General features: G+C 60.6%; 11 protein-coding genes. 10 read left to right on the top strand and 1 reads right to left on the bottom strand.

The features are described from left to right. Positions 1-92: 92 nt before the first annotated feature. From Enr8_RS03335 to Enr8_RS03300, 8 genes are all read left to right on the top strand, one after another. Positions 93-1,544: a sensor histidine kinase gene (locus Enr8_RS03335; RefSeq protein ID WP_146429186.1), complete on the top strand. Its 1,452-nt coding sequence runs from the start codon at positions 93-95 to the stop codon at positions 1,542-1,544. Next, positions 1,545-2,918, top strand: a complete 1,374-nt coding sequence (locus tag Enr8_RS03330) for a sigma-54-dependent transcriptional regulator (RefSeq protein WP_146429185.1) — start codon at positions 1,545-1,547, stop codon at positions 2,916-2,918. 536 nt (positions 2,919-3,454) lie between these two features. Further along, the gene (locus Enr8_RS03325; protein WP_146429184.1) at positions 3,455-4,471 is read left to right on the top strand and encodes an AAA family ATPase; all 1,017 of its coding nucleotides are present in this window, start codon (positions 3,455-3,457) and stop codon (positions 4,469-4,471) included. A gap of 111 nt (positions 4,472-4,582) precedes the next feature. Further along, entirely contained in the window at positions 4,583-5,458 is an 876-nt protein-coding gene (locus Enr8_RS03320) for a DUF58 domain-containing protein (protein WP_146429183.1), read from the top strand. Then, complete coding sequence (locus tag Enr8_RS03315; RefSeq protein WP_146429182.1) at positions 5,455-6,468, top strand: hypothetical protein; 1,014 nt, start codon at positions 5,455-5,457, stop codon at positions 6,466-6,468. The genes Enr8_RS03320 and Enr8_RS03315 overlap by 4 nt, the downstream gene beginning before the upstream one ends. Further along, positions 6,468-7,547, top strand: coding sequence for a vWA domain-containing protein (locus Enr8_RS03310; protein WP_146429181.1), 1,080 nt, complete (start codon positions 6,468-6,470; stop codon positions 7,545-7,547). Before Enr8_RS03315 ends, Enr8_RS03310 begins: the two co-directional genes overlap by 1 nt. A gap of 8 nt (positions 7,548-7,555) precedes the next feature. After that, entirely contained in the window at positions 7,556-9,661 is a 2,106-nt protein-coding gene (locus Enr8_RS03305; protein ID WP_146429180.1) for a VWA domain-containing protein, read from the top strand. Between the two features lie 38 nt (positions 9,662-9,699). Then, positions 9,700-12,435 carry a BatD family protein gene (locus Enr8_RS03300; protein WP_146429179.1) on the top strand — a complete coding sequence of 912 codons (2,736 nt, stop codon included), beginning with the start codon at positions 9,700-9,702 and terminating at the stop codon, positions 12,433-12,435. 90 nt (positions 12,436-12,525) lie between these two features. Here the strand turns inward: Enr8_RS03300 and Enr8_RS03295 are convergent, their stop codons facing one another. Then, positions 12,526-13,461 (bottom strand): cation transporter, encoded by a 936-nt coding sequence (locus Enr8_RS03295; protein ID WP_146429178.1) that lies wholly within the window; start codon positions 13,459-13,461, stop codon positions 12,526-12,528. A gap of 415 nt (positions 13,462-13,876) precedes the next feature. Here Enr8_RS03295 and Enr8_RS03290 point away from each other — a divergent pair, with 415 nt between their 5' ends. Both Enr8_RS03290 and Enr8_RS03285 read left to right on the top strand, forming a co-directional pair. Continuing rightward, positions 13,877-14,467 carry a sigma-70 family RNA polymerase sigma factor gene (locus Enr8_RS03290; RefSeq protein ID WP_146429956.1) on the top strand — a complete coding sequence of 197 codons (591 nt, stop codon included), beginning with the start codon at positions 13,877-13,879 and terminating at the stop codon, positions 14,465-14,467. Further along, a complete protein-coding gene (locus tag Enr8_RS03285) occupies positions 14,464-16,155 on the top strand; it encodes a FecR family protein (protein WP_146429177.1) in 1,692 nt (563 codons plus the stop codon). The genes Enr8_RS03290 and Enr8_RS03285 overlap by 4 nt, the downstream gene beginning before the upstream one ends. Positions 16,156-16,171: the final 16 nt, after the last annotated feature.

The raw sequence follows: 16,171 nt of genomic DNA, 5'->3' as shown, positions 1-16,171 counted from the left end.
GTTTGAAGACGCCCCCGTTGCGCGCCACGACGACTGGCAATGTCTCGCCGGGGCACGAACCTTCATCGGATTGACCAGTTCCCCATCGTTCCATGAAACTGACCGCGAAAATTGTCGGCATCTTCCTGCTGGGCATTGTTCTGCTGACTTCCTTGTTCGGCTACCTGACGGCGCAGAGCGAGTTTGAGCAGTACAAGCGAGCCCAGGAAGAGACCGCCGCGTCGCTTGGCAATGAAGTGCGAGAGACGTTGATCGTCGCCTGGAAGGATCAAGGGCACCAAGGCGCCATCAAGTTGGTCCGCGACTTCGCCACTCGCCACCAGCAAATGACCATTCGCTGGGTTCCGACCGATGGCGACGCGTCCCCCGAGACCGATCTCCCTCCTCAACAAGAGCTGGCCGTCGCCACCACCAAGACGATGGCGACGATCATCACGCACGACGCCGAAGGAGAAGATCAGTACATGATCTACTACCCGGTCGATGTCGAGAACGCACGAGCCGGTTACGTCGAGTTCAACGTCCCCCTGGAAGAAGCGGAAGAGTACGCGCGGCTGACCACCTATCGCACCGCCCTGATCATCGCAGCGATGTCAATCTTCGGACTGGTGATTATCTTTTTTGGCGTGCGGATGGTAGGGCAGCGGCTCGACAAATTGGTCGCCAAGACCAAGCGAATCAGTGCCGGCGATTTCTCTAGCCCGGTGCAGGTCGCCGGCAATGACGAGATCGCCCAGTTGGGCGCCGCGCTGAACGAGATGAGCGAGACGCTGCAAACGCAGCAGCAAGAGTTGGATGAAGCGGCGACCGCACGCCTGTCGGCGATGGAACAATTGCGGCACATTGATCGGGTGAAGACGGTGGGACGGCTCGCTTCCGGCATCGCCCACGAACTGGGAACGCCGCTCAACGTCGTCTCGGGACGCGCCGGGCTGATCGCTTCGCATCGGCTGAGCGCCGAAGAGGTGACCGAAAGCGCGCTGGTGATCAAGTCGGAAGCGGACCGGATGGCGGAGATCATTCGCCAACTGCTCGGCTTCGCCCGCCGTCGACCGCCGCAACGGACCACCGTCGACTTGCGAGAATTAATCGCCAGCGCGATCAACCTGCTACAGCCGATGGCGCATCAGTGCGACGTGGAACTCGTCGCCGTTGACGGCCCTTCCCTTTCGACCGCGGTCGATCCGGCCCAGATCCAACAGGTGGTTACCAACTTGATCGTTAATGCGATTCATGCCAGCAGCGGCGGGACGGTTCGCGTCGCCTTGGAGAGCCAAATGGCCGCTCCCCCTGGCGGCGCCATCTCGCCAACAGAGCAGTACTACTGCATAAGCGTGGAAGATCAAGGGACTGGCATTTCGGAAGAAGCGATGCCCCACTTGTTTGAGCCCTTCTTCACGACCAAGGATGTCGGCGAAGGGACCGGGCTTGGGCTGTCGGTTTCGTATGGTATTGTCGAAGATCACAACGGCTGGATCGACGTCCAAAGCCAATTGGGCGAAGGCAGTCGATTCACCATCTATCTGCCCCAGCAGGTTGCGTAAATGGAAGCGAACAACTGTGGACGAGTCTTGATCGTCGACGACGAAGCGAACATGTGCCAGCTGCTGGAGACCGACTTGCGGCTCCGTGGCTTTCAGCCCACCTGGCGGACGTCGGCCGACGAAGCGCTTGATCTGGTCAAGACGCAGGATTTTGACGTCCTGTTGACCGATCTCCGTATGAAAGGGATGAGCGGTACGGAACTGTGCGAGCGCGTCACCGCCAATCGCCCTGACATTCCGGTAATCGTAATGACCGCGTTTGGCAGTCTCGAAACGGCCGTCGCCGCAATTCGCGCCGGGGCGTATGACTTTGTCACCAAGCCGATCGAAATGGAACTGCTGGCCCTGACCCTCTCCCGCGCCGTCAAACATCGCGAGTTGCAGGAGAAGGTGAAGGTCCTTAGCGAGGAAGCGGCGCAAGGGGGGCACTTTGAAGAGATGGTCGGCGGCAGCCCGGTGATGGCGAAGCTTTACGACCAGATCGCTCGGATCGCAACGACCGAAGCCTCGGTGTTGGTCTGCGGCGAAAGCGGAACTGGCAAAGAGCTGGTCGCCCGGTCGATTCATCGGACCAGTCACCGCAGCAGCGGTCCCTTCGTGCCGGTCAACTGCGCCGCGTTGCCAGAGACGCTGCTTGAGAGCGAATTGTTCGGTCACGCCAAAGGCGCCTTCACCGACGCCAAAGCGGAACGGCGCGGTTTGTTTCTGCAGGCCGAAGGAGGCGCACTCTTCCTCGACGAAATCGGCGAACTGCCGCTGGCGATGCAGCCGAAGCTGTTACGGGCACTCGAGGAAAGCGTCGTCCGTCCGGTCGGCGGCGATCAGGAAGTGCCGTTTAACGTTCGTCTGATCACGGCGACTAACCGCGACTTGCTGACCGAAGTGGAAGAAGGACGGTTTCGCGAAGACTTGTTCTACCGGATCAACGTCATTCAGCTCGATCTGCCGCCACTGCGGGCTCGCGGCACCGACACGCTGCTGCTGGCCCAGCGGTTTATCGAACAGGCCGGCAAGCGTTCGCAGCGGAATGTCCTGGGTATTTCTGATCCGGCCGCCGAGCGACTGCTGAACTACTCGTGGCCCGGCAATGTTCGCGAGCTGCGAAACGTCATGGAGCGGGCGGTCGCCCTGACCCCGTTTGAAAAGATCGCGGTTGACGACTTGCCCGAGAAGATCCGCGATTATCGCAGTGCGCAGGTCTTTATCGGCGGCGATGACCCGAGCGAACTCGCTTCGATGCAGGAAGTCGAGCGGCGGTATATCCTGCACGTGCTGCAAGCGGTCGACAACAACAAATCGCTCGCCGCCCAGGTACTGGGACTCGATCGCAAAACGCTCTATCGCAAGCTGAAGCAATACGGCGTCGACGAGTAGGCCAAGTTCTTTCGCGAGATACTCTTGTCCCTTGGCGCCATCTTTCACGGCGTCTTCGCCAAGTAAGCATGTCTTAGCTGCCTGTTGAAAAATGCCATCGTGGCATTTTTCAACCTCGCGAGGCTCAGAGCATAGCTCTTCGCGGCTCGCAAAATAACGACTTACGTCGTTATTTTGGGATCGCATCCGTGCGATCACGCAGTCCGTCGAGAAAATCAACGGACGGTTAGGTCCTGCCAGAACGTATTGAAGACATGCTCTTCTGGCGAAAACGCGATAAGAACATGGCGCCAGTTTTCTGGGCCCCATCTCTTCCAATTGGGGCATTCTGACGGCGTGGGGCAAAATGCCCCAGCTCCTTCGTCCGAAAACGGCGAAAACCCCTGTTTTCTAGGGCCAAACGGCTTTGGCACGGCGGTTGCATTTTGGTGAGCCACACGACGCGAACCGCTCGCGTCCCCAATTTCCGCAATCGATTTGAATCATTCACGCTGCGGCGTTTTTGCCCTGCTCACCACTTTCTTCGAGGCTTTCCCATGGCGACTGTTAACTCCACTCCCTCCGCTCATGATCGGATCAACGAACTGACGGAAGAAATCAAGATTCGCAGTACTCCGTTCCGCCGGTTGCTCGATGAAATCGGGCGGGTCATCGTCGGCCAGCGACAACTGATTCATCGCATGCAGGTTGGTTTGTTGACCAACGGTCACCTGTTGATCGAAGGCGTGCCTGGTCTGGCGAAGACGACCGCCGTCGCTTGCTTGGCGAAAGGAATCAGCACCGACTTTCAGCGGATCCAATTTACCCCAGACTTGCTGCCGGCCGACTTGATCGGGACGCAGATTTACCGTCCCCAACAACAAGACTTTGCGATTCAGAAAGGACCAATTTTCTCGAACCTAATCTTGGCGGACGAAATCAACCGCGCTCCGGCCAAGGTGCAAAGCGCCCTGCTCGAAGCGATGCAGGAACGCCAAGTGACGATCGGCCACCACACCTACAAGCTCGAAGAGCCGTTCCTGGTGATGGCGACCCAAAACCCGATCGAGCAAGAGGGAACCTACCCGCTGCCGGAAGCGCAGATGGACCGGTTCATGCTCAAGGTCCTGGTTGGCCATCCGACTCGCGACGAAGAGATCCAGATTCTCGAGCGGATGTCGAAGACCAAGACCTCGATGGAGGTGAACCCAACGCTATCGCCGGAAGAGATCCTGCGAGCCCGCGATTTGGTTGACCAGATTTACGTCGACGAAAAGGTTCGCGACTACATCGTCGACCTGGTGATGGCGACTCGCGATCCCGGCGCCTACCGCTTGCCGCTGGCCGACTTGATTCAGTATGGCGTCTCGCCCCGTGCGACGATCAGCCTGACGTTGGCGGCGAAAGCGAACGCGTTCCTATGCGGCCGCGGCTATGTCGTGCCGGGAGACGTCAAAGAGATCGCCCCCGACGTGCTGCGGCATCGGTTGATCGTCACGTACGAAGCCGAAGCGGAAGAAAAAACATCCGACGACGTGGTTCGATCGATCCTCGATCACGTCGCGGTCCCGTAGAGCGAAGAGGAAGCTGGCGGGTTGGCTGCGGCCTCGTAGGCCGCAGCCAATTCCCGGCGGCTGTCAAAGTCATTTGCAACACCACTTCCCTATGCCTGTAAGTCAAAGCTCATGATCCCTCGCGAAGTTTTACAAAAGATCCGGCGAATCCAGATTCGCACGTCGCATCTGGCCGAGAACCTGCTCGCCGGCCAATACCACTCCGCCTTCAAAGGCCGTGGGGTCGAGTTTGAAGAAGTTCGCCCCTACCGCATTGGCGACGACGTCCGGGCGATCGACTGGAACGTGACCGCGCGAACCGGCGAACCGTTCGTCAAGTTGTTCCGCGAAGAGCGTCAGCTGACCGTCACGCTGTTGGTCGACCTCAGCGCTTCGCAAGGCCTGGGGACGCATTGGCAGTCGAAGCGTGAGTTGGTCGCCGAACTAGGCGCTACGCTCGCCTTCTCGGCCATCCGGAACAACGACAAGGTCGCGTTGACCTTGTTCACCGACGATATCGAAAAAGCGATTCCCCCCCGCAGCGGTTCGCGGCATGTCCTGCGGGTCATCCGCGAGCTGCTTTACTGTCAACCGATCGGACAAGGGACCAACTTGTCGCGAGCCTTGGAGCACCTAAACCACACCGCCAAACGCCGCTCGATCGCGTTCGTCGTCAGCGACTTTCAAGACGATGACTACGAGCGTCCGCTAAAGATCGCCCGGCGAAAGCATGACGTCATTCCGATCGTCGTGTCGGACCGTCGCGAGTTTGAACTGCCCAACGTCGGGCTGCTCGACCTGTACGACGCCGAATCGGGCGAGACGGTGCTGGTCGACACCTCCAACAGCCGCGTTCGCCAGATTTACGCCGAGCGAGCCCAAGAGATTGCCGAGCGGCGCGATCAGACGTTCAAGAAGCTAGGCCTCGATCCGATTCACGTATTTACTGGCGAAGACTTCGCCGATCCCCTGCAAAAATTCTTCCACCAACGGGAGCGCCGTCGATGAAATTCCTCACTTCGCCTCCGCTGCTGTCGGCGATTCGTCAGACCGCTTGCGCCGCTCTGCTGCTCGCGCTGTTCTGCGCCAGCGCCGACGCCGCGGCGATCACGCGGACGTCGACCGACGGCCCCGTCTCGGTGACGGCGACGGTTGACCAAGAGACCGCTCAGATCGCCGAACCAGTGACGCTGACCCTGAAGGTCGACGTCCCCGAAAATGTGTTAGTCACCTTACCGCAAGAGCAAGCGAAGCTGGGGACCTTCAACGTCCTTGGCACGCAAGACGCGCCCGACCTGCCAACGGCCGAAGGGCGACAATGGATCCGCCGCTATCAGCTCGAAAGCCTTACTCCCGGCGAACAGTCAATTCCACCGATCACCATCGCTTATTCCGACACCCGAACCGCGTCCCCGACCAGCGATATCGCTCAGTCGTCGCCGCTGAGCGTCACCATCACCAGCAGTTTGGAAGGCACGCCCGATCCGCTGCAGTTCCGCGATATCAAGGGAGTTGTGGAATTGCCGGTCGACGAGTCCCCCAGCAACGCCTGGCTGTACGGATCGCTCGGCGGCGGCGCGGTTCTGGCCTTGGCCGGCGCCGCGCTGTTGGTTTGGCCCAGTCGCAACGGCAAACGTTCGCCGCAAGCCCAGGCCTTGGCCGACTTAGAAGCGCTGCGTCGCTCCGACTTGCTGCGGGCCGGACAGACCGAACAGTTTTACGTTCGCTTGACCAACATCGTGCGGAATTATGTCGAACAGCAGTTTGACATCGCCGCGCCCAAGTTGACGACCGACGAGTTCCTGGACCAGGCGGCCAGCGGCAGCGTGCTACACGGCCAGCAACGAGCGATGTTGCGGGTCTTCCTGTCGCTGGCCGACCTGGTGAAATTCGCCCAGTTCGAGCCCGATCAGTCGGACGCCAACCAGGCGATTGACCGTGCCCGTCAATTCATCCAACAAACCGCCGACCAGCAGCCGAGCGAAACTTCGCAGGCCGCTCCCCAGGAGGACGCCTAATGTTTTATGGATCTTCAGCCTGGTTTCTGCTGTTGCTGTTGCTTGTCCCGCTGATTGCGTGGCGGTTGCTTGGCAGCAAGCGAAAATCGGCCCTTCCCTTTAGTTCGACCCACTGGATGGCCGGTCTGGCGCCAAGTTGGAAACAACGTCTGCAGTGGGCTCCGGCCGCGCTGCGGTTGGGGGCGATCGCCCTGCTGATCGTCTGCCTGGCTCGTCCGCAAGAGGGACGCAAGCAGACGGTGGTCGACAGCGAAGGAATCGCCATCGAGATGGTGGTCGATCGCTCTGGCAGCATGCAGGCGATGGACTTTGATGTCGACGGTCAACCGGTCGATCGCTTGACCGCCGTCAAAGACGTCGCCGGCAAATTCATCGCGGGCGACGACCAACTGGCGGGCCGCACGACCGACCTGGTCGGCTTGGTCACCTTTGCCCGCAATGCCGACGGTATTTCGCCTCCGACGCTCGATCATCCCTACATGATCAAGCAGCTCGATCAAACCAAGATCGCGATGGAGCGAAGCGAAGACGGCACCGCGATCGGCGACGCCCTCGGCCTGGCGGTTGAAAAGCTGTCGGCCTTGAGCGAAGGGGATCAGCAGAAGCTGAAAAGCAAGGTGGTGATCCTGCTCACCGATGGCGAAAACAACGCCGGCGAGCTCGATCCGATCGTCGCCGCCGAATTGGCTGCGTCGATGGACGTGAAGGTTTACACGATCGGCGTCGGCACCAAGGGACAAGCTCCCGTGCCGGTCATCGATCCGTTCACCGGACGGACCTCATTCCAGATGGCCCAGGTCAACATCGACGAGGCGACGCTGAAGTCGATCGCCGATGCGACCGGCGGGCAATACTTCCGAGCGACCGACACCGCCTCGCTCGAAAAGATTTACGACGAGATCGATCAGTTAGAGAAGAGTCACGTCGAAGCGAAACACTTTGTCGATTTCCGCGAGTTGGCGATCGAGCCGATCCATCTCGGCATGTGGGCTTTGCCCCCGCTGGCGCTGTTGGCGTTCTGGTTGATCGCCGCTGAGGTTTTGCTGAGCAATACCGTCTATCGCAAGATTACGGAGTAAAGAAACGCATGGATATTCAAGTCGGAAGTCTGTTAAGCCTTTCCTGGTTGTGGTTGGTCGCCGCGGCGATCGTCGTTCTCGTCATCGCGACGATCGCCCGGCGGCGAGCCCTGGCTCGTTTCGCCACGGCCAACCTGATCCACCGCTTCGCCGCCGCCAGCAGCACGCGACGCCGGCTGGCGAAGAGCGTGCTGGTCGTCGGCGCCATGATCGCCATAGTGCTGGCCCTGGTCGACGTTCGCTGGGGCAAGATCTGGCGAGAAGTGCCGCAGCGCGGCATCGAGGTGATGTTCGTGCTCGACGTCTCCCGCTCGATGCTGGCCGAAGACGCTACGCCCACGCGACTGGCCCGCGCCAAGCAACAAATCGAAGACATGATGGACGCCATGCCGGGGGATCGCGTCGGCCTGGTCGTCTTTGCCGGCGACTCGCGGCAGATGGTTCCCCTGACCAGCCATCACCACGACTTCAAAAAGACGTTGGCCGAAGTCGGTCCGCATGACGTCGCCGTCGGCGGGTCGCGACTGGGCGACGCGCTTCAGGCGGCCGCCAACGGATTCCTTGATCAAACCGGCAACCACCAGGCGATCGTCGTCTTTACCGATGGCGAAGACCAGGAAAGCGCCCCGATCGAAGTCGCCCAGCGACTGCATGATGAGCGGGAAATCCGCATCTTCACCGTCGGCCTTGGCGACATGGAGCAAGGCGCCCGCATTCCCGACGATCAAACGGCTCGCTCGTTCGTCGAATACGAAGGCCAGCAGGTCTGGTCGAAGCTCGACGGGACCACGCTCAAGCAAGTCGCTCTGAGCGGCGGCGGCGCCTACATTCCGGCCGGAACCAAACAAGTCGCCATGGATCAGGTCTACCGCAGCTACGTGCAGCAGGTCGAAGCGCACGACTTCGAGACGGCCCGCATTCACAGTTACATCCCCCGCTATCAATGGTTCATCGGCGCGGCGCTGATGCTCCTGTTGATCGACGCTTTTCTCCCCGCGTCGGCCGGCGCCGTGCTGCCGCTTCGTTCCGCCTACCGCGCAATTGGCGGCAAGGGAGCGGCAGCCGGGCTGGTCTTGCTGATGCTGGCCACCAACGTGGCGGCCGCCAGTCCGACGGAAAGCCAAACGGTCGAAGCCGATGGCGCTCAAGCGGCGATTGGCGACGACCAAGCCCTGATGGCCGACATGCCGGAAACGCCAGAACTGCTTTACAACCAGGCGGTCGCCCAATACCGCAGCGGCCAAGTCGGCCAGGCCCGCGAACTGCTTTCCCGCAGCGTTGCCGAAGGAGACGAAGCCCTGCGAGCCAAAGCCCGCTACAACCTCGGCAATTGCGATTATGCCGAAGCGGTGCAATTGGCCCAGCGAGACAAACCGGCCGCGATTGAGCGATTGAACTCGGCCTTGGGACACTACCGCAGCGCCCTGGCCGCCAACCCTGCCGACGGCGATGCCCGAGCCAACGCCCAACTTGCCCAGATGCTGATCGACCAACTGCAACAGGAAGAGCAACAAGACCAACAACAAGACCAACAACAAGACCAACAACAAGACCAACAACAAGACCAACAACAGGACCAACAACAGGACCAACAACAGGACCAACAACAGGACCAACAACAGGACCAACAACAGGACCAACAACAGGACCAACAACAGGACCAACAACAGGATCAGCAACAAGACCAACAGCAGGATCAGCAGCAGGATCAGCAGCAGGACCAACAACAGGATCAACAACAGGATCAACAACAGGATCAACAACAGGATCAACAACAGGATCAACAACAGGATCAACAACAGGACCAACAACAGGACCAACAACAAGACCAACAACAAGACCAACAACAAGACCAACAGCAGGACCAACAGCAATCGTCCGGTCAATCGTCGGAAGAGATGCAGCAAGAGGAGCCGCAAGACCAGGAAGGTCAGCCGAGCGGAGTTCCCCAGTTTGGTCATGATGACGCCGGCGAACCGCAAGACGCCCGTCCGATGACCAAGGAGGAAGCTCAAAAGTTGCTGCAGTCGGTCCGTGATCGCGAACTGATGCGACGTTTGCAAAACCAGCACGAAGCGCAACGCCGCTATGTGCCCGTCGACCGAGATTGGTAACGCAAATCGGCAACCCGCTTTTACGACCAGGAAACGTTATGAACCTTTTTCACCTGACGAAAATGATGAATACTCGCAGCTTTTCACTCGCCCTGCTCGCATGCGTCGCCGTCACCTTGGGCGCGGCGGCCCCGGCAAGCGCCGCCGATCTGCGTGCGTCGCTGTCGTCACGCGAAGCGTACGTTGGCGCCCCACTGACGTTGCAACTGGAAGTGGCCGATGCGGCCTCGCAAGACGAGCCGCAAATCGCCGACGTGCCGGGGCTCGACATCACCCTGGCCGGCACGCCGAGTCGCAGCACCCAGACGACGATCATCAACGGTCGTCGCCTGGATCGCAGTTCGGTCGTCTACGCCTGGCGAATCACGCCTCGCGAGGCCGGCACGTTTGAGATCCCGCCGATTACGGTCAACGTTGACGGGCAAACCCGCTCGACGGGGCCGATTCGTTTCGTCGCCACCAAGAGCGAGACGGGCGATCTGCTGTTCGCCGAGATCACCGGTCAACAGCAAGACATTTATGTCGGACAGCCTCTCACGCTGACGCTCAACCTGTGGGTCAAGCCGTACCATGACGACAACTTCGACTTGACGCTGTCGGAAGAAAACATGTGGCAGTTGCTTTCGGAAGGGACCAACTGGGGCGCCTTCAGCGAGCGTATGAATGAACTGGCCGAAAATCGCCAACGCCCCGGCGGCAAGGAAGTCTTGCGAGCCGACACGAACGGCGAAGAACGGGCCTACTACCACTACCAGATCGATGCGACCGTCTATCCCAAGCGTCCCGGCCAGATCGATGCGGACGACCTGCAGATCGTGCTCGACTATCCGACGCGGTTGGCCAAATCGCGTGATCCGTTCGGCTCAATGTTCGACGACGACTTCTTTGGCGGGCGGTCTCCCTTCGGCGGCTTCGGCATGTCGCCGTTCAACCGCAATACGCTGTCGGTCGTCGCCAGCCGTCCGGTTGTGGCGGACGCCGAAGTCGACTCGATCAACGTGAAACCGATTCCCACCGCCGGTCGCCCCGCCGACTATCGCGGCGCCGTCGGTCAATACGAGATCGTTACGCAAGCGACGCCGACCAGCGTCAAAGCGGGTGATCCGATCACCCTGCACATCGGCATCCGTGGCGATGGCCCGATGGAATTGGTTCAGGCGCCGCCGCTGGCCGCGTTGCCGCAATTGACCGCCGACTTCAAAGTCGCCAACGAGCCGCTGGCCGGCATCGTCGAAGGGGACGTGAAGTTGTTCACCACCACGATCCGGCCCCGCCGGGAAGGGATCACCGAGATTCCGTCCATTCCGCTCTCCTACTTCAATCCCGAAACCGAACAATTTGACACCGCCGAAAGCGCTCCGATTTCGATTGAGGTCGCTCCGGCCGAACGTCTGGCCCTCGACGCGATCGTCGGCGGAACGCTAGGCCATGGACCACAGCAGGACGAGGGCGCTTCGGCGTCGCCGTTCGATCTTTCGAATTACGGCGGCGTCGACGCCCTGGTTCCTGCTCATGCTACGCCAACCTGGAGCTGGCTGATCGCAGCTATCCTGCCCCCGCTCGCGATCGGCGGCTTCTGGTTGGCCAAACGGAAAGGGACGACGCAAGAAGGTCGCAGCGAGCAACTCCGCACCGCGTACCGGCAGATTGACCACGCCGACTCGGCCAGCGATATCGCCGCCGCTCTGCATGGAGTGGTTGGGCCCGGCCCGCGTTCGGATCAAATCGACGCCTTTCTGGCTCGCTGCGATCACGCCGCCTACAGCGGCGCCCAAGTCGAAGAGCTTTCGGACCTGAAACGCCAGTCCAAGAGCCTACTCGACAAGTGGTCGGCCGTTTCGTCGCAGACGTCGGCCAAGCGATCGACCGCCAGCCTCGGTGGACGTCGCCAAGTCGCCATCGCCTGCTTGGCGATGGCGGCGGCGGCTGTGGTGCTGCCGACGTCGCTCCACTTCCTGCAGAGCGACGCCCCGGCCAAGACCGCACGCATCGAAGACCTGCATACCGAAGTGACGCCGACGCTGACCCCGCAGCAACGGGAAACGATCTTGGTCGAAGCGAACCACGCCTACGAAGCAGGGATGCAGGCCTCTTCGCATGACGCGGCCGCGGCCAACGAGGACTTCGCGGCCGCGGCGCTGAAGTACGGCCAATTGGTCGACGACGGCGTTCGCAATCCGAAACTGCTGGTCAACCTAGCCAACGCCCAGCTGCAGCTTGGCGCCACCGGCAAGGCGATCGCCAACTACGACCGCGCGATCGCTTTGGATGGCTCGAACTGGCAAGCCCGCCAAAACCTGGCCGCCGCCCAAGCCGCGATCTCCGGCTCGCCCACCGCGGACGACGCGTCGACATCGCTAAGCGGAATGCTGGCCGGCGTGTCGGCCAACGTCCAAGCGATGTTGCACCCGGCCGCCGCGACGACGCTGTGCATCGCCGCGTGGGTCGCGTTGTGGCTGATCGTGTTGGGCGCGATGACTCGCCCCAGCCTGTACTGGATCGGCGCGGCGCTGCCGACCGTTTGCTTGTTGATCGTTGGTTTCGCCGCATCCAATCTGCATGGGCTGGCTGATGAGACGCCGCAAGCGATCGTCGCCGCTTCGACCGCCACGCTGCGTCAGGCGCCCGGCGAGCAGTTCCCCGCGATCTCGGCGGTCACGCTGAGCGAAGGCGAGTCGTTGGAAGTCTTGAAAGCGGACGGCGACTGGTTGCAGATCCGCACGCCAAACGGCACGACCGGTTGGGTCGCTCATCCCGAAGTCGAAGTTCTGTAGTCAACCGATCGACTTCAGCAGAGAACCGAAAGCGGTCAGGCGAGAGATTTCGCCTAGCCGCTTTATTTTTTTCAGAAAGCGCGCGACCGTTTACGTTGGCGCAACGAACGGAGACTGTGCCGTAATAATCACTTCCGCCTTAACAAGGCCAAGCGCTTCCTGGCATGCCGTGGTGAGCTGGATCCGAATCGCGTCAATCTCTTCCGCGGTGACCGCAGCTTTCGGCTTGAGATAGGCGAATATCAAGTAACAGCGTCCCATCTTGATCGTCGCGACTTCCAGCACTTCGACCTGGCGCCCCTTCGCCGCCTCCTCGGCGAGCGTGCGGGCTTTCGCGCACACGTCATCTGCCGCCGTACCGCCAGCGACCTCGTGAAGCGAGTCGAGAAAGATCTGTAGCGGCTGGCGAACGATACAACCACACATCACGAGCACAACGATCGAATCGGAAATCGGCACCAGAAACGCCAAGGACGTCCCCTGCAACAGCGCCGCCCCAACCAGGCCACCGCCAGCTCCGGCGCTGATGATGCCGTCGACCATTGCCGCTTTCGTCTCGGTCCGCAGCAATTCGCTGTGCCCACCAGACCGCCTCCAATTGCGATGGTGCCAAAACGCCAAGCCAAGACAAGTCGCCACCATGGCGATCATGTAGATCACGATCGGGCCAAAATTCAGTTCCGGCACTTCGCCGCCGCCAGCGTAGCGAATGATCTTCGAGACAGCGCCAAACATGGCGAAAGCGAGAATTCCCAGCAGTACCAAGGCGCGGTACTTCACATAAATCGCTTCGTACGCGTCGTAGCCGAATGGATAACGAGAGTCGGGAGGCGCCTGAATCGACTGGCTAATCCGCGCGGCGACGATCGCCGAAACGAAGTTGACTCCGGAATACAAGCCGTCGACCAACATCGCGTCGGAGTTGGAAGCATAGGCCGCCGAGACTCCGGCGGCGGCCATCGCCAAGTTCGCCCATTTGCCGAGTTGCAGCGACTGGCGTTCGATCGAACTGTCGTCGGTTGTCACAAATTGCTCATCATGCGGAGAAGATAAAATACGCAAACCGCATCGATTCGATGGGGCTTCAATAATCTATATCGCAACAATCGCTCGTGGCGGGTGAATTCGAACTCCTATTTTGAACACAACAATCCCAACGAGACGCCTAGCGCCCCTTAGTAGCAGATGGCGGAACCAGTTCGCATCCAAAGCTTGCGCCATTTGCGAGACGCCGTCTCTCATTCATCCCGAATCTTGTTCGCTGGGGCGAACTCGATTCATGTCGTCCCCCTAAGCGCCAAGAATTTCCAGTTTTGGGGACGCAAGCGCCACATAAAACCTGCAACGTGGAATAGGCGCCGAGTATCTTCGGTTTTAAGGAAATCTTTTTGACGCACCGGGGTAACTTCACTGCGGCAAGTGCCATTGGATAGTGATGACGATGCCAACAAATTACGACAACGCGCCTCTCGAAGCAGCGATTCAGCGAACTCGCGATGGGGAGACCGACGCCTTCGTGTCGGTCGTGCGCCAGCACGAGGTTCCGCTGCGCGCTTGGCTCGCCGCGCACGCTCCTCCTGGGATCGATGTCGATGAAATCGCGCAGCGAACGTTCGTCGCCGCTTTCACGCGGCTTGACGATTACGAGTCCGGCACACGCTTTGACGCTTGGCTCTATACGATCGCCCGCTATCAGCTGAAGACCGAGCTGACCCGACTGCGGCGGTTGGCCGACTACCATGCTCGCTACGCCCCTGACCTGTTGCAGCGCGAGTTGCAGCGGCGCGGCGAAGAGCCGCCGGAGCTGGTCGCCACGCGGCTTGATCATCTGCAAGAGTGCGTCGACTCGCTGGCCGATCATTTGCGCCGCTTCGTTACCTGGCGGTACGACGAAGAAATCCCCCTGGAAGAGATGGCCGCCCGTAGCGGACGCTCGGTCGCCGCCGTCAAGAAACAGCTTTGGCAGATCCGCCAAAAACTTCAGCAGTGTATCGAAACGCGTATGACGACAGCCGAAGGGGGCGTCTCATGAACGTGCCCACACGATTCTCGGAACTCTGGACCGACTATCTCGAGGGAGACCTCGACGAAGCCGGCATGGCCCAGCTGCGCGAAATGCTCGCTGCTGACGAGAGTCTGCTGCATTTGACCGCCGACATGTATCAGACCCATCGCCTGCTCGGTCTGGCGGTTCCGGAAACGCCGGCTCGCCGAGAGCAGTTTGTCCAAGAGGTTCTCTCGCGGCTTCCCGAAGATTCCGATACCTTCGTCGACGGCGTAATGGCCGATGTCGGTCGGTTGGCTGCAGCGTCAGCCCAACGAAATGAAGCAGCCCCCTCCGCTCGTTCTTCGCGCGGTACGGCGCTTTATCTCGCGCTTGCATTGTCGCTGCTGATGCTCGCGACCCTGTCGCTTCCCGTATTTCGCCCCAGCGGCGTCGCCCAGCCCAGCATTCCCTCCCCGGCGCCATCCAACGAAGACGGCAACGTCCGCTTCTCCAGCATGGCTCGGGCCAAGTTCTTCGGCGAGCTTGCCCCGCCGGTTCGCTCGCTACTGGCGCAGAAGCGAGAGTACGTGCTGATGAGCGGCCTGGTGAAAATCAAATTCCCGGCCGGGGCAACCGCCATCGTCGAAGGTCCAGCGGTCTTTCGCGTGCTGTCAGATGAGTGCCTGGCGCTGGATGTCGGCCGCTGCAGCGTGCACGCCCCGGATGGCGCCGAAGGTTTTCGCGTCGAAACGCCGGTGACGCACCTCGTCGATCGCGGTACGCGGTTCAGCGTCAATGTTTCGGAATTGAGCGAAACGGAAGTTCAGGTGATCGAAGGCGCCGCCGACGTTTACGAAGCGAACGCAATCGCGCAGGCCACCCACGATGAAATCCGGCTAACCAACGGCAAAGCGCTGAAGCTCGCCAAAGGTCGCACGTTTGCGGCCAGCAACATTCCGTTTGACGCCAGCGTTTATCGTCGGGGCTTGCCTGATCGGGTCGTCTCGTACGAGGCCTCGAAAAACGAAGCAGGCAGCGCCGAGGACTTGATCAGCGTCGCCGTCCAGCGCGACGGACGTATCCAGAAGATCCCGGTCGAAGAACTGATTCCGGCTCGGATTACGGCATTCAAAAACCTCACGCCGGGCGGCTTTTTGTGCGGTCCCGAGACGTTGCCCACCGATCGTCTAGCGACCGTGTCGGATCGGAGCCTGATCACCGGCGTGATCAACCCCGGCGGCAGCGCCGAGCCGCTGACGACCGATCCGATCCTTTCCGGCGAGCTGGCGACGCCTGGCTTGGCGATTCAGTTCGCGACGCCGGTCGTCAACGGCCCTGGTCCCGACGTCGTCTTCTTTGATCTGCAAGCGTTCTCCAATCCACCTGATGGCGACCCGTTTCATGTCAGTCCATTGAAGTTTCGCGACGGCCTGCGGTCGCACACGATTGAAACCTATGACTTGACGATGGAGTCGCCTGGCGTTTGCAACCTGACCGACTTTTACGTTCACATGTTTGACGAACCGGTCGACTCGATCGAGCAGCTGAAGTCGCTAGAGATGGCGCCACACAAACAAGGAATTCGCTTCCGTGGATTGGCGGTCGGCATCGACCTGTCCGATCTCGGCTATGGTCCCGGTGAAGCGGTCGAGGGGCTGTTCTTCCAAGACGCCCTAGACGACCCTCATCACATTGATCCCGTCTTCGTCGGCGGCCTGCCAGGCACTCGATAGAGCATCCTCCCTTGCG

The organism is Blastopirellula retiformator (assembly GCF_007859755.1).
In the GTDB taxonomy this organism is placed as follows: Bacteria; Planctomycetota; Planctomycetia; order Pirellulales; family Pirellulaceae; genus Blastopirellula; species Blastopirellula retiformator.
The sequence above is the reverse complement of the archived record's forward strand: the minus strand, read 5'-3'. Positions and strand labels throughout refer to the sequence as shown.

Bases quoted from the DNA above. Each gene is read 5' to 3' on its own strand.
- Enr8_RS03320 (WP_146429183.1), top strand. From the start codon at position 4,583: ATGATCCCTCGCGAAGTTTTACAAAAGATCCGGCGAATCCAGATTCGC.
- Enr8_RS03290 (WP_146429956.1), top strand. From the start codon at position 13,877: ATGCCAACAAATTACGACAACGCGCCTCTCGAAGCAGCGATTCAGCGA.
- Enr8_RS03330 (WP_146429185.1), top strand. From the start codon at position 1,545: ATGGAAGCGAACAACTGTGGACGAGTCTTGATCGTCGACGACGAAGCG.
- Enr8_RS03315 (WP_146429182.1), top strand. From the start codon at position 5,455: ATGAAATTCCTCACTTCGCCTCCGCTGCTGTCGGCGATTCGTCAGACC.
- Enr8_RS03325 (WP_146429184.1), top strand. From the start codon at position 3,455: ATGGCGACTGTTAACTCCACTCCCTCCGCTCATGATCGGATCAACGAA.
- Enr8_RS03310 (WP_146429181.1), top strand. From the start codon at position 6,468: ATGTTTTATGGATCTTCAGCCTGGTTTCTGCTGTTGCTGTTGCTTGTC.
- Enr8_RS03300 (WP_146429179.1), top strand. From the start codon at position 9,700: ATGAACCTTTTTCACCTGACGAAAATGATGAATACTCGCAGCTTTTCA.
- Enr8_RS03335 (WP_146429186.1), top strand. From the start codon at position 93: ATGAAACTGACCGCGAAAATTGTCGGCATCTTCCTGCTGGGCATTGTT.
- Enr8_RS03285 (WP_146429177.1), top strand. From the start codon at position 14,464: ATGAACGTGCCCACACGATTCTCGGAACTCTGGACCGACTATCTCGAG.
- Enr8_RS03305 (WP_146429180.1), top strand. From the start codon at position 7,556: ATGGATATTCAAGTCGGAAGTCTGTTAAGCCTTTCCTGGTTGTGGTTG.